Here is a 16,220-nt window from a genome sequence, read left to right as displayed (position 1 = left end):
CCGCACGAACTTCGCAAAACCGCACGAACTCTGACAGGAAGGGTTCTGTGTTCAACCTGATCCACATGCCCCTCGCGACGCTCCGTCTCTTCCCGTCAGCAGGGTGGCTCCGGAATCGGGGGCCGATCCCCGAGGCCAGGCGAGGCGGTCGGTTCTAAAGCGAGGCGAAGAACAGGTCCAGTCCGTTTTCGTCCTCCGAGGTTTCGTTGCCGGAATCACTCACGTCGGCGGCCAATTCGTCGACGATCGCGTCGAGTTCGATCGACGCCGGCGAGTCGAAGACGCTGGTCTTGCTCGGTTGGTCGACGATGTCCGCTGCTGCGGGCGTCGCATCGGAATCCGCAGCGGCATCGTCCGACGTCGCGGGCAGCCGATCGCTGGTGACGCTTTGGTGAATCAGCAGATCGCCCATCACGGTCGGACCGCTGGCCAGGACACCCGGCGCGGCGGCCAGGTAGCTCATCGCTGCCGCTTCGCCTTCGCCTTGGCTGACCAGTCGACCGAGTTCGGTGATGACCGCGTTGGCGTCCATCGGCGACAGCAGTCCGTCGCCGTTGACGTCCGGGTACGGCGGATTGGTGATCGGTGTGACCTGCAGATCGACGAATCCGGTGTTGGCCGCGTTGCGTGCGATCGCATTGATGATATTCAGTGCGTCCAGCGGGGTGACGCTGCCGCTATCGTTGACATCGAACCGACCGTTGGGGTTCTGGAACGGGTTGTTGGTGACAAAGATCGCGTAATCTTCGACTTCACCGATCCCGCCGCTGCCGGTCGGTCCGGTGGTGGCCGATTCGCTGATGCGGAATCGCACGTAGGTTTCGCCGATCGCCGCGTTGGCGGGGACATCGATCGAGACCGTGGTGGAGGTGTTGTTGAAGACGGGCGTGAGATTCGTCCCTGGGGTTCCGAAACGTCGCCGTTCGGAGGCTTCGAACACACCGTTTTGGTTCCAATCGAACCACGCGTCCACATAGACCGGATTGTCGCTCAGCATCCCGGCGTCGGTGTTGCGGACGAACATGCTGATGTTGCTTTCGAATCCGGCTTGGAACGCTGCCGGCAAGGTCACACCGTCGTCGCCGGCGTCGGCGTTGGGCAATTCGGCATCGGAGTCGGCCGTGACGATTTGCCCCAGGCCGAGTGTCGGGTCGACGCGGTGACGTGGTCCGCCGTCGGCCAGTTCGCTGACGTACGGGGCAGGGGCGTCTCCGTAATCGAAACCAGTTCCGACAAAGATCGTCAGTTCGGTTCGACCGTCGGCTTGGTTGCTCTGCAGCAGGTTGCCCACTTGGTCTTGGACGACGACGATGTCGACCGCACCAAAACCGGAGACCCCGCCGGTGCCTTCCAGGAAGACGCGGACGTCGACCAGCGAGGTGCTCACACCGGGCAGGTTTTCGGCATCGATGGCGGCTTGGATGATCTTGACGACCTCTTCGGCCGGCTGGTCGATCGGGATGTTGATCGGGACCGTCGGCTGGTCGCCGGCCAATCCGATTTGCGTGGCACTCGAATTCGTCAGGTCGATCGAATAGGTGCTGTCGCCACCCAAGAAGATGCGTCCGAACCCGGCATTGGTCGGTGCCAAGCCGAGCCCCGAACCGCCGATCGCGATCACCAACGCGTTGATGACCTGATCCAGCGAGGCGCCGGTGTTGAAGGGGACAGCGGTGGCGTTGGGGTCGTTCAGCAAGCCGTTGTTGTCGAATTCAAAGATGACTTCGTTGACCGCACCGAGGCGGACGACGATGGTTTGTCCGTCGGCCACGTCGGCGACCGTGCTGCCGGGCAGCGGCGGGATTTCGAATCCGAAACCGGTCGCCGTTCCGATGCGTCCGGCGATTTGGATAAATCCGCTGGGGCTGGTCGCGGTCGACAACGGCGTGCCGCCGACCAGTTGCAACGTTTCGCCGGAGGCACGCGCGGTGAAGCTCAACAGCGGATCGGCATTGATCGCCGCGGCCAAGGCGGCGATGAAGTCTTCGGTGTCACCGGCCTCGGGAATCGTGACGGCGGTCGAGACCGGGCTGGCGGCGTTGTTGACATCCAGTTCGAAGGACCGCGTGACCGACCCGTCGTAGACGGTCAGGGTCAACCCATCGGCGGTGGTCGACGTCAACCCGGGCAGCATGTCGATGAGGATTCCGGAGTCGTACTCGAACACCGTGCGTTGGTTGAGTTCATCGATGATCGTGACGGTTTCGCCGTCGGGATACACGACTCCGTCGGCGGCTTGGATGATCGCGTCGCTGCTGTCGATCATGCGAATCACGTACGTCGAATCGTCTTCCCAAACACCGGCGATCGGCGTCAGGCGAATGATGTTCGTGCTGGGGTTGTACGCGAATCGATAATCGGTGCCTTCGACCAGGGCCACGCCGTCTTTGAGCAGGATCAGCGAGCTGGTCGAGACCGATCGATCGTCGATGCCGGTTCCGGGAACGATGTCGGCCGGCGCGATGCCGTCGACCAACTGAATCTCGAACGCTTGGGGTGCCGCACCGAGCACGGTGGCACGTCCGGCGTCGAGTCCGATTCCGGGGGCCAGCGGCGAGAGCAAGGTGACACGCGGGCCTTCCAAATCACCGCGGTCAAAACCGCCGCGATCCTTGAAGACGTTTTCGCCAAGCCCGCTGGGCGGTTCCACGTTCGGGTCGTCGACACGGAACTGGCCGTTGACGTCCAAGCGTGGTGCCAGCACCGGTGAAGGATCGATGCCGACGGCGCTGCGGACCGTCGTCAAACTCGCACGGTCGGGGAGTGAATCGATCGAGCTGTCGATGATCCGCGAACCCGAAGCAGGTGAGAACACGAAGTTGCCCGGATCGACAAAGACAGCTTCGCTGGGGGTCAGGAGCTGGGCCAAGGTCCCCAGTCCGACGTTCGCGCCGGTGTCGTCGGTGTTTTGGTAATACGAATTGCCACCGGACACGATGCCGTCGTTGCCGCCGTTGAGGTCGACACCGATTTCGTTGTTGGCGATCACGTTGTTCAGTAGCGTCGGCGAGGAGCCACCGACAATATTGATTCCGGTGCCACCTTGGTTGAAGTTGTCCACCGGGACGGAACTGATCGCACCGACCGCATCGATGTCCGCACCGAGCGAGCTGCCGGTCGTGTTGCCTTGACGCAGGTCGGTCAACCGGACGAAGGCGAAGCGATCATTGGGGCCGAATCCGTACTGGTCGATATCAAGCTGGTTGGTCAGACCGCCGAGGATGCCGACGTCGACAAAGTCGATGCCGTCACGGCTGATTTCGACGCGCACCGATTCGATGTCGCCGGTCTCAAAGACCACCAAGTCGTTGGTCGCATCACCGCTGCCGGTCAAGTAGTTGTCGACGAACTGCAGCGTCAAAGTACCGCCCAGGCCCAGTGAGACCGTCGTTTGACCGTCGATCGGCTCGACGCCTCGGCCCGTCGTTTGGGGCGCTCCGAGTGCCGACGTCGGCGTCTGGTGGATCAACGTCGGGGCGTCGCCGCCGGCATCGGGCGAGTAATCGACCACGGCATCGGCAAAGGAGATCTGGCCTTGGTCGAACAGGATGCCCGCAATGGTTTCCGAGGGAGCATCCACGCCGGGCGTGATCGTTCCGCCGATGATGGTGTTGTTGACGATGCGGTCGATCGCGACCGGATCCTGGGAGGTTTCGTCGAGCGTATTGTCGATGCCTTGCAGGTTGATACCGCCGACGGTGTTGAAGGCGATGATGTTGCTTTGCACGACCACGCCGGGAACCAGATTTTCGCTGTTCAGCTCGATCAGGTTTCGCGGATAACGGACGATCGAATCGGTGTCGTTGCCGGCGACCGTTGCCGAGACATCATGTTGGATATTGATGCCGTATTCTTGGTTGAACAGGAAGCGGCTGTTTTCGATCATGATCACGCCTTGGGCGCCGCGATCACGGTTGCTGTCACCGCGTAACTCGCTGCGGTCCACCGACGCCAGTGAACGCGCCGGATCGGAAACGACGACGTCGCCGACCAGGTTGATTCGCGGGTCGATCCGAGTGACTTGTTTGATCCCCGGTTGGGCCACCACCTCACTTTCGAATCCGCTGCTGGGGACCGCTTGCACGTCCAACACGCTGCGGACATCCGAACGGTTGATCGCGTCGATGATCGACGCGGCGACTTCGGTCGCCGTCTGCGGACGCATCACGCCGGTGTCTTCATCGGGGACGGTCAACGAGAACGGGACCCGCACGCGTCCGGGAGTGACCGAGTTGTTCGAATCGAACTCGAACTCCACGATCGCCCGACCGTCGGTGATCGAGAACGTTTGACCGTCCACAATGTCCGCCGCATTTCGAGCGGTGATGGAGATCGCCGAGCCCAGGCGGTCATTGCTGTTGAACGTCCGGAACTGCGAGGCGGTGGCCGAGGCGATGTATTCGCTGCCGTCGCGGATTTCGACCTGGTACGAACCGGTGACCAGGTTGCTGCGGGGGTCGTCCGGTTCGGGGAACGCGAAACGCGTGTCGGTCACAAACGCGGTGTCCAGCGGCGCGTTCACTCCGCGGGGGTCGGTCACCTGTTCGCCGCGTTCGGCCAAGCCGATGATGAAGTCGTCCAAGTAGACGCCTTCAAAATCGTTGTCGCGCGAGCCGTTGACCGGCGTGCCGCCGAATTGATCGGCGTAACGTTGGCCGGTGTTGGCGAACGGTCCGGCGTCGGAGACGGTGAATCCGGGCAACGTGACGATGGCGTTGGACGTCGGGACGTAGTTGGGGCCGGCCGAGCCGATCGAGTTCGGCAGGAAGCGTTCCAGGATCGCGGTCTGGACCGCCACGGCGACCTCGCTGGCCGACATTGCCGCACGCACGTCAATCAGGTTGGCCCCCGACACCGACGTGTTGCGGATCGTGATCAGGTTGGAACTGGATGTCAGGTCGACGGCGTCACCGAATTCGACCGTGTTGCGGTCGGCCACGAAATCGTAAAGGGTCAGGGTCGACGGCGGCGCCGCGGTGACGGCCGCTTGAATCAACGAGGAGATTTCCGCGGCCGTCAAATCGGCCACGTCGGCGGTTCCCGTCAGGCCGCTGGTCAAATCGATCGAAATCTCATTCGGTGCCGAATTGGGGTCATTGGGATCCGAGGGCGATGTGTCAACGGTCCGAGTGCCGTCATTGAGCACGTAGGTTTGACCGTCCAGCACGAAGGTCGCCCGGTTGTTCGGATCGGCCACGTAGGCGGTCGCAATTTGCGCCCCGGCCGGCGCGATCAGGGTCGGCGGGAAGTCGACGGTGAACGTTTCGCCGCTGATCCGAATCGTTTGGCCTTCGACCAGATCCGAGGCGGCGACGGTGCGAATCGAAGTCGACCCGGTATCCAATTGCCCGGCGGTGGTGAACTCGATCCGCAAGCTGAGGCCGGCTTGCCCGGCGAAGTCGGACAGCGGGACGCGGGCTTGTCGCCACGTCGCGGTGTTGTCGAACAGTTGTTGCTTGTCGACATCGATCACGTCGTTGTAGGGGGCGACCGGATCGGGATCGTCGAATTCGTCGTTCGCACCCGGGGCCGCGTTCCGCGCGGTCGTGTTGAGTGCGACGGCGTGTTCGGTGCCGTCGGGCTGGACGACATACACTCGCAACGCGTCGGTGTTTCCGCCGCCATCGGCTTCGATCAGGTAGTTGAAGTACAGGACCGGAACGTCGCTGGGCGAGTAGTTTTCCAACGAGAACGTCTTACTTTGGACTTGGCCTTTGGCACCGCCGGGGAAGTTGTACGTGTTGTTGACGCCCTGGCCGTCACGCCGCGCCGTGCTGGTCGGGTACTCCGCCGGGCTGCTGTAATTGTTCTGGAAGGACGTTTCGTAGGTGAACGCCAGCGAGGTGCTGCCGCCGTGTCCGGCGTCGCCGCTGCGGGCGCCGGTGTAGTGCCAGAGGTTGTAATCGAGCGTGCTGAAATCAAGGCCTTCGGCGTTGGTGATTCCGGTCGAGATGCTCGAACGGCCGCCGGCGAAGTAGGGCAGGAATTCCCCGTCGGTGTTGAACGCATAGATATCGCCGCCGGGGGTGATGCCAAACAGGACATCGGCAAACACTCCGCCGTCGACACTGTTGGGGCCGGCGCGGAGTCCGGTGAAGCCGCCCGGAACCCGCAACAGGTCGGTGGCCGATTCGACGTAGGTTCCGATCTGGCGGTTGCCGTTGAGGAACTGGTTGCCGCCGCCGGTCAGTTCGGCGTCGGTGACCCGGAACAAGCCGCCGGCATCGGTGATCGCGTACATGTCGTTGCCGACCATTTCCACGCCGGTGACCGTTCCGCCTTGCGGCAGGCCGCCAGCGACCAGATTTCCGCTCGCCCCGCCGATGAATCCGCCGGTGATGGAGACGCTGCGGTTTTCGGCGGTCGCGCTGGCGTTGCCGCCCAGGTTGTTGATCGCGTCGGCGACCTTTTGGGCGACGTCGGCGGCGGTGTCGGACAATTCCAGTTGGATCGGAATGCGACCGACCTGGACGCCGGGGCTGCCGCCGCTGACCAGGGCTTGGGAATCCACGCTGATGGAGGTCGCGCCGGGGACCGAGAACGATTGGCCGACGACCGTGTGGGCGATGCCGTTGGCGGTCAAGGCGTCCGTGATAGCGTCGAGCACCTCGGTCGCACCGAAGGACTCGTCGACCGGGATTGCGATGTTGCCGGCGGTCACGCCGTTGGCACCGACGATCGACATGCCGGCCCCGTCGAACGTGAACGTCGCGTTGTCAAACGCCAGGTCCGTGTTCAACACGGTGGTCGTCACGCCGGTCAGGTTGGCTTGGATCGCGAGCGCCAAATCGTTGTTGATTTGGCCCGCCGTGCGGGCTTGCCCGCTCGTCAGGCGGATGTTGATCGGGATGTTTCCCGGGGCCGCGGCATCCCCTTGGTTGACGAACTCGAAGGTCGCGCTGGCGTTGCTCGAATCAGTCACCGTCAACGTTTGTCCGATGTCCAGACCGCCGTTGGCCGAAACGGCGGCCAGTTGCAGACGCGGGCCGGCGTCGAATTCGAACACACTCGATCCGATCGTCAGCGTGTCGCCGTCCAGGACCGGAGCGCCGGTCACGGCCACGTCGCCGGCGATGTTGAATTCGAATGTCGTCGTCGTGGTGCCGCTGATCAGGGTGAACGTGTCGCCGTCGAAGAGCTGTTGCTGCAGCAAACCGTTGCCGGCGACTTCGACGACGTCGGAAACGCCCAGTTGAGTCGACAGTGCGGTCGCCGGCGCCGAGGTGTCGATCTGGCCGATTTCACGCGGGATCGTTCCCGCACCAGAATTGAACAGGAATCGGTTGAACGACGGACCGACCGCCAGACCGGATTGCGGGCTGAATTCCCACAACACGTTGTCGCGATACTGTAGACCCGACGCCCCGTTGAGCGTCGGACGACTGCCGACGAACAGCCCCCGTTCGACGTTCTTGTATTCGCGGATCGAAATCGCTTCGACAAAAATCCCTTCGTTGGCCACCGCGTCGAGGATCTGTTGCGAATTGACCTCGACCAAAATGTCGCCATAGGTCGTGATGCCGGCCCCGGTGCTGATCTGATTCAGCGACGCGTCTCCGGTATCGATTTGCGTGTAGAACCAGGTGTTGTCGCTGCGGACCCGGTTGGAAAAACCGGTGTAGGCATACAGTTCGCCGTTGCTGCGGAACGCCACGTCGTAGATGTCTTCGCCGCCGAAGGAGCCGACCTGGCCGTAGTTTTGGCCGGTGAACGGGTTGACGACGTGCAGCCCGGAACTGGTGTTGACGTACAGCACCACATCGTCCAGCGAATAGGGGACGATCGAGCTTTCGTCGAACAGCACGCGATCGTTCATGTCGTCTTCGGCGATCCGATCGATCGCGGCGATCGGTTCCAGGCGGACCAGCGGGTTGTTGCTCGCGGCGTTGAAGAACTGATCCAACGCGATCGGAACCTGCGTCTGGTTGGAGATCGCCACGTAGTACGTCCCCTCGATCAGTTCCACGCTGCCCAGGAACGGATCCTGGACTCCCGCCCCGCCACGGCTGAGGTCGTCGCTGCTGTTGTTGGAGTTGGAGGCCGGCAGGTCGTTGGCGACGTTGCTGTCGGTGGCCGTGTAGATCAGGTCGCCTTGAGCGTTGAAGACGTACAGGGCCATGTCGCTGCGGGCGAAGTTGGACGCGTAGTCCAAATCGATGATCGTCGACAGGTACAGCGGTGATCCGTCCCGCGTCAGGTTTTCGTAAGCGATATCGAACGAGTACCAGTCCACGTCGGTCGCCGAGTCGATGGTTCCGGCGAAGGACTTGGCCAGCCGATCGCTCTGCAGCGGTCCGGCTTCGATGCCCGCATCGGCCCCGACGCCGTAATACCCGAGCCGCTGGGCATCGGAGGCGGTGTCATTGGGTGCGGTCGTCTCGGCATCTTCGCCCGTCAAAGCCGAGTGCAGCGGTTGCCCGATGATTTGGACGCCGTTGGTGGCGTAGCGGACGTCGGTCAGGTTGATCTGGGTCCCGGCGCTTTCATCGGTTTCACCCAGGCGGATCTGCATCGAGTACCGGCCTTGGGTCAGGCCACCCAGGACGTTTCCGTTGACCAGACCGTCCAGGTCGCTGCCGTCGCGGACGTTGCTGCTTCGCACACGCACGTGATACTGGTTCAGCGTGCCCGATTCACCCGGCAGACGGATTCGCATCCCGGCGTCTTTCGGGTTGTAGGAATACGTGTCTTGAAGGACCGAGTCGCGGACGTCGGTTTCAAACCCGAGGCTGTCGATGGCCGGGAAGACCGGGTTGGCCGTTCCGATGATCTGGGGCACTTGCAGGGCCGTGAAGAAGGCCGCGTCGAAGCGGACTTCGACGACGAAGTCACTGGTGGCACCGCGTGAGAGCAACTGGGCGGTGACGAAACCGAGTTCATCGGCGAAGGCGGTGTTGAAGGCGTCGGCGATCGCGCCGGCGGGATCGGCCACAAAATCGGCCGCGTCGACGTCGACCGTCGTGCCCGGCACGCCCGCCAGACCGAACGTCAGGTTGCCGCTGGTCGCGTTGACGATCTCGTAATCGACGGTGATGCGTTGGACGGGGATCCGTTCCTCGTTGACCGTCAGCGGTTGGGCGGCGTCGCTGTCCAACCGCGGCGAAACATAGATTCCCGTCGCCACGTCGCGCTCGGCCAACAGCGAGTCATTGGATGCGGCCAGGATGTCGCCGTTGAAGTCGATCAATTCGATCACCGTGTCCAGTCCGCTGCTGGTGCGGTCAATGTCCAACCAGACTTCGGTGTTGCTTTCGGCGATGAACGTGTACACGTCCACGTCATCGCGGGTGGTGATGGCACCATCGACGATGAATCCGAGGCGACGATTCTCGTCCCCGGATTGCTCGTCGGGGGCCAATTCGCCCAAAAATTGGGCTTGGCCCGGGAACGCGTTGGTGTCGAACACGGTGGTGCGGACCGGTTCTTGTTCGGCCGCGGCGGCGACGTTGCGGTCATCGGCAGCTTCACGAATCGTGACGCCGTTCCATTGGCCCGGTTGGACCAGGTTGGCCCGGTCGACGGTCGGATCCGATGCCAACAGTTCCAGGAAACTGGTCACTCGTGCGCTCGACGCAGTGGAGTCGACAATCCAAGAATGCGCGGTGGTGATGTCGTTGGGCCCGAAGGTCGTTCCGAACACCGGGTCAATGCCTTGCGGCAGGTCGCCCAAGTCGATCACGCCGGGAATCGAATAGGTCTGTGTGCCGGCGGTGATTTGGGTCCGCAGCTCGGCAAATTGATCGGCCGCCCAGCCCTCGTACGTCGCCCCCAGCTGGTTGACACCGTCATTGGTGTAGAAGCCACCGTGGGAGAAACCGACTCGCAACGGTCCGTCGACGGTGTAGACCCGGAAATCGGCTTGGCCGGGGGTGCCGACCGTGTACAGCAGATCGTCTGAAATGCTTTGGACGTCCTCGTCCAGGTAGCTGACGACGCGGATGTCGCCCAGCGGCGAGGCCGATTGCAGGTCCAGGGTCGAGAACAGGGTGGGCAAGCCGTTGATGAAGTAACTGGTGGCGATCCAGTTGACGTCCCCATTGGGACCGGTGTAGGTACCGCGGCTTTCCACGCGGTCGTCGGCGATCAGCGTGGCGGGCTGTGTGATCGTGGTCGCCGCCAGCGCGGTCGTGGTGCCGCCGCTGGTCAGGTACGTGCTGTACTGGAAGACATAATCCTGGTTGACCAGTTGTTGTGCGGTGGGGGTCTGGACGGTCACGGCACTCGAGAGCACGTCGTTGGCATCGCCGATCGTCGCGGTGAACGATCCGGTGATGGTCGTCGCGACGTCGTTGTCGATCGTGTTGCCCAGGTTGACTTCGGGGCCGGTCGGAAGCGTTCCCACAAATGACCCGCCGCTGCCCGTGTCGTCATCGTCGTCCCCGGTGATGACGCCGCTGATCACGCCATCGTTGTCGGTGTCGACCTGTGCAAAGCCGTCGATGGTGAATCCGGCGCCGGAGAAGTCGTCCGACAGCGCGGTCATGATCACCGGGAAATCGGGGTGTCCGATCAATTGCAGCGAGCCGCCGATGCGATCGGCGATGTCGACGAATTCATCTGCCGCGGACAGCAATGAGCCGCCGACGACGATCCCGGCGGGGTTGGTTTCCTCTTCGCCTTCTTGGGTCTGCAGTTTGACGACCAGCGAGCCCCGGGCGTCACTGATCAGTCGCAGACCGCCATAGATGTGCTTGTTGGGGATTTCGATCATGTCGGTGACGACGTGGACGATATCGACGTCGTCCCAAACGCCTTCGGTGACCAGTTCTCCGCCGCGGACGGCCATGCCGTTGATCGCGTTGCGGGTGATCGAGTTGTCGTCGATCAGCGGGCCGCTATTGCCGATGATGTCGAACTTGTCGATCGACCCGGTGGACCGTCCGCCGTCAAAGACTTCTTGGGAGTTGAGCGAGTTGATGTCGATCGAGATTGCTGCGGCTTCGTTATCGATGAAGTCGTTGTCGACGATGATCGGGGTCGCGGCACGGACGAACACGGCCCCCGAGGCGTTGTCGCTGCGTCCGACGCGGGTGCCGTTGAGCGCACCGCGTCCGTCGGCACTCTGTTCGATGCGGCTGTTGGTCAATCGCAACTGGCCTTGGTGAACTTCGATCGCGTTGAAGGAGGCAAAGCCGCCTTCGATTCGGGTTGTGCCGCCGCCGCCGGCGATCACGGCGTTGTCGATGCTGGCCGACGAACCGTGGCCGATGTACAGTCCGCCCCAATCGCCGGGGTTGATTTCGCCGGCGTTGCCGCGGTCATTGGTGTCGAAGGTGCCGCCGCCGCCATAGCGTTGGTCCTCCAGACTGGTGATCACGACCGGGTTACCCGAGGTGCCTTCGGCGATCAGATTGGCGCCGAAACGGGCTTCGATCCTTGCCGAGTCGACTTTCAGCACGGTCGAGGGGTCGATCACCAAGCTGGCGTCCAACCGGCTGCGGAGCGGGCTGGCCGAAAGTTGAAGCGTTGCACCACCGTCGGCCAGGCGATCGGTAAAGGTCGTGCTGCTGGCGTTGAGCTCGGCGACCAGTTGGAACGGGCCGGGGACACCGCTGGCGTCGACCGTCGCGCGGTACAAACGTCTTGCCACCGTCGCGCTTCCCGGTTCCACCGTCGGCAGTTGTTGCAGCAGGATTCCGCCGGTGGCGACCGTCGTGATCGACACGGTTGCGTCACTGGCGGCCGATTCCAAATTGGCGTCGGTCACGTTGGTCAATCGATAGACATACGTGCCCGCGGGGACGGCGCCGTCGGTGGGGCGGGCGGTCAGGCGAACCAGGAATGACGAGGGCGCGTCGGATTGCAGGATCGGGCCGCCCGGCGTACCGGCGATGACCAAGTTTTCGGTCAACACGTGCGTGATGTCGCTGTCGTCAAAACGCGTGCTGGTGGTGATCGATTCCAGCGTCGATCCGCTCCGCGTCCGCAATCGCACGAACAGACCGTTGATGCTGTTGTCGATCACCGTGTTGCCGTGGATTTCCGGACCGACTCGGGTGTAATCCGGGGTGAAGGATCCCGCTTGCTGGTATTTCGGGTCGGTGAAACGGTCCTCGCGGAACGTGTCCGGGGTGGCCGCGATTGCAGCGTCGGCGCTGTTGGAGATCTTCGAATTGATGATCGTCGGTCGGGTGATCGCCATGTCGATCGGTGAGACGACGACGTTGCGTCCGCCGATCGAAACCGAGCTTCCCCCGTAGCGAATGTCGGCGTACTGGACCAAGTTGTTGAAGATGCCCTCGTCTTCGGGATTGAAGCGAAGTTCGTCGGCCGAATCGAGGTCGCCGCGGAAATCGATGCCGCCCCAATCGCCGGGACGTGCCGCCGGCAGCACACCGGTCTGGTTGCCGGTGCCGACCGAGTCGTCGTTGACGCTGGTGAAATACACGCTGCCGGGGATGATGCCGCCGGATTCATCGCGGGCGGGCAAGCCGTTGCTGGTGACGATCGTCGGCGTTCCCAGCACTTGCAGGTTGGACCCGCTCAAGTCGATCGTCGGCGCGATGCTGCCGACGCCCAATCGCGTGTTGCTGAACTTGAGAATCGCTCCGGCGTCGACCATCAGTTGAACGCCCGCGGGTAAGTTCAAACTAGAGCCGTCTTCCAGGGCCAATCCGCTGCCGTTGACACCGATGTTGTAGCTGAAGTTGTCGCCCGCGGTTTGCACCAATCCGTCGCGACCGCCGTTGCCGAGCACACGAATCGTCAAATCCAAGCCGGCCAAATAATTGCTGATTGCCGCGGCACGTTGGATGTCGTTTTGGTTGCCGGACAGACGCAACTGATTCAATTCGGTCAGCGTTCCGTTGAAGGCTTGTTGTTTCAGCACCGAGATCCGACTGGCGTCGGCAATCGCCAAGTCGATTTCGTCGTAGGCGCTGTTGACATAACCGATCGTTCGGGTCTGGAACGCTTCGATGAAGGCCAGGTCGCCCAGACCGGACGGGATGAACCCGCCGGCCTGACGCAGCGTCACGTTGCCCTTGTCGACGTACAGGGTCTCGGACGGGTCGGAGGGTTTGAACCAATAGTTGAACGTGCCGCCGGGCCGGCCGTCGGCATCACCGTCCAGCGGGATGCCGGTGTTGTCGGTCATCATGCTGACCGCCGAGGGCGTGAAATCCACACGCAATTCGTAACTGCCTTGGCTGAGACCGCCAAAACCGGTGCCCGGGATCGCGGGGTCGTAGGTGTCGTTGCCCTTGGCGCTGACCCCGATCATGTAATTGCCGGGGTTGATGTTGTCGATCCGGATCAGCGAATCGTTGCTGAAGTAGTCGTCGTTCTGGGCGATTTCGACGAACCGACCGTCGGCGTCTTCGACGTACAGACGCAGCTGGGTGTCCAGCAGGCTGGGCGTGCCCAAACGCTCGGCGATGGTTTCGATCGCCACCGATCCGGTCTGGTCGACCTGGAATCGGTACATGTCGATGTCGGTGCTGTCGGGGCGGTACAGGTATTGCCCGTGGACGATGTCGGCATAACTGGGGAACGCGGGCTCGTTGTCGGTGCCCGGTTGGAAGATAAAGTCGGTGCTTTGGGTGACCGGTTGGGGCAGATCGTCGGCATAGCCATAGCCGAGCAGCTGTCCGACGCCGAACATCGCACCGCGGAAGAATTCGCCACCGAATTGGTCGTCGACCGACTCGTCAAAGTCCTGGAAGTCCATCACGACCAAGTCGTCGGTGCCGTCGCCGTCACGGTCTCGGGTGACAACCGCCAGACCGCCTTGGGCGCTGGCTTCGCGCTCGTCGCCGCCATACAGGTCGCCGACGACGATCGAGAAGCCGGCGATGTCGGCGGGGTCGCGATCGGAAACTTCGACGAACGCCACGCCCAAGTACTCGCTGAACAGCGACATCACTTCGCGGACGCGTTGTTTCTGTTCCGCGCTGATGATGTTGAAGTAATTGGTGTCCGCGGTGATCCCCGGACGGTTCGGGTCGTCGCCCAACCAGCTGGCGACGAAGTCGTATTCGATCGTCGTGATCCCGTCGACTTGGTCGGCAAATTGACGGACGTAATCCAAGGGGACGACGCGGTCGAGTCGCGACGGGTCTTCTTCCCGGATGTCCCGTGTGCCGGGAACATCGGGGCCGGGCAGATCCAGTTCGAAGGCCGTCTCGTTGCGGATTTCGCTGGTCAAGGTCGCCGAACGCGTGGTCGTCGCCCCGCTCAGGCTCCATGTCGTGTTCAGGTCAAAGGCGGTTTCGAAGCTGTCGCCGGCGCCATCGGGGGCGGCCGCCGTGCCCGGCGGCAGCGCGATTTCTTGCGGTGCCATCGGCAGGTCTTCGGTCGCGCCGATACGTAGCCGAGCGTTCCCCGAGAGCAGTTGGCCTGGGGTTTCTGGATCCGGGATTCGGGACAGCGGGATCTTGAAATCCAGCTTCGCGATATTCGTGATGGTGCTGTAGGTCACGCTGCCGGGAACACGGACGATCCAGCCATCTCCGACCTTGGTGTTGACGATGCCGCTGACGCTTGGGTCCAGGCGGATGATCACGTCGTCGGTGTTGTCGACGGTATCACGGGTGAAGATCAGCTGATAGAAGTCTTCGTTTTGGGCCGCCGACTGCAGCAGATCATCGTCGTTGAAGTGAACTTCGATGATCCCGGTTTCGGTGCTGAGGGTTCCGTTGGATTGGCGACGGACCGGCTCGGGCACGACCGCGACCACCTGGGGGCCCAGGTTGATGTTGAAAGTCCGTGTCAGATCGGTGCCGTCCTGGAACGCTTCGCCGTCTTCACCACGCAGCGCGAACGAACCGGTTCCCAACACGTCGATTTGGTAAATGTCGTCCGGCAGCGGTTCGGAAAACCGGAAGATCACTTCACGCGACGAATCGCCCAGGCCGACGAAGCCGGGTTCGACCACCACGTCGCTGACGCCGCTCAGATTGATCGGAGAATAGTTGACCGGCAGGTTGCCGATCGCGGTTGCCCCGTTGCCTTCCTGGATCGTGCCCTGAACCAATTGGCTGGCTTGCGGGTTTGAATTGAGCTGGGCGACAAGCTGTTCGGCCGTCGTCGGGGCGCCCGGGAAGCTGTTCAGTTGGATGCGGACCGATTGATCGGTGACGACGATCACAGGGTTGGCCGGCGCGCCGAAGTTTCGCTGTTCGACCACCAAGTTGGTTCCGCGGCCGTCCAAACCGGGCAGCTGCGAAATAAAGCGGACACGCACTGCGCCGTTGGTCCCAAAGTCCGTGACCGCTTGGGCCGCATTGGCGCCGTCCAGCACCAAGGTCTTGTCTTGCACACTGTCGGACGAACCGATCCGCTGCCCCGACGGGCCGCTGATTTGGATCGCTTCGATCAGATCACCCGCCCGCATCGGGTCGTCAGGATTGACACGCAGATCACGGTTGATCGCCGAAACCAGATCCCGCGCCAACGTCCGCTGTAGCGGATTGATGTTGATGTCGATCGTGATCTTGCGCCCCTCGCTCAGATCCGTCGTGATGATCGGTGCCGATGTGCCGACGCGATTGGTCTCGGTGAACTCCACCTCGATCCCGTTGCCCAGGCTGCCCGATTGCCGGGCGCGGAACTCAAACAACGCCGTGCCGCCGGTCCCCAAGTCGCTTGTCACCGCAGCCGACTCGAACGTGCGGTCCTCGCCGGCACGCGTGATCCGAATCGCATCCAGCGTGCTCTCGTCGATTCGCGTGTTGTCGTCGAACCGGAAAACCAATTCCTTGGGCGAGAAATTCAACGTGTCACCGTTGAACAGCAGATCGCCTTCGTTGGGCTGGATCCCGATCAGCTCGGGACCGGCCAGCAATTGCCGTGTCTCCAAGCTCTCCATCAGCGATCGTCGTTTCTCGTCGCGGCGTTTCCCGCTGCGGCGGTTGCGGCCGGCACGGTGGGCCGCGGGCGAAGTCGTACCATCGGTCGGCAACCCGGAGTTACGGCTGAGATGTGTGCGAAGGGAATGCGATGGTTTGCGGAAGGTCATCCAGAGGCCTCGTCATTATGCCCGTGGTGCGGGCAGTCAGTCTGTTGGGGCAGCACTTGTGGGGTTGAGTCCGACAACGCGGTCCGGTCAACGCGGTCCGGTTGTCGGAGTTGACCCGTTCTTAGGTCAAAAGTTGCAAATTCGATAAGCTAGGGGATCTGCGCGGTTGCGCGGCGGTACCTGGCACGAAGTGTAATTAGGCCGTGTCGATCCGCAACGAAAAACGCGTTTCTCACGGGGTTTGGGCGGTCGATAGTGAGCG

At 62.6% G+C, this 16,220-nt stretch carries 1 protein-coding gene; it reads right to left on the bottom strand.

What is annotated here, in order from left to right; all coding sequences use genetic code 11:
- Positions 1 to 154 precede the first annotated feature (154 nt).
- Positions 155 to 15,958: a GEVED domain-containing protein gene (locus H1B37_RS22420; RefSeq protein ID WP_182868970.1), complete on the bottom strand. Its 15,804-nt coding sequence runs from the start codon at positions 15,956 to 15,958 to the stop codon at positions 155 to 157.
- Positions 15,959 to 16,220: the final 262 nt, after the last annotated feature.

It is taken from the genome of Stieleria mannarensis, from assembly GCF_014154935.1.
Classification (GTDB): Bacteria; Planctomycetota; Planctomycetia; order Pirellulales; family Pirellulaceae; genus Stieleria; species Stieleria mannarensis.
Note: the sequence above shows the minus strand (reverse complement) of the source record. Positions and strands in the feature narration are given on the sequence as shown.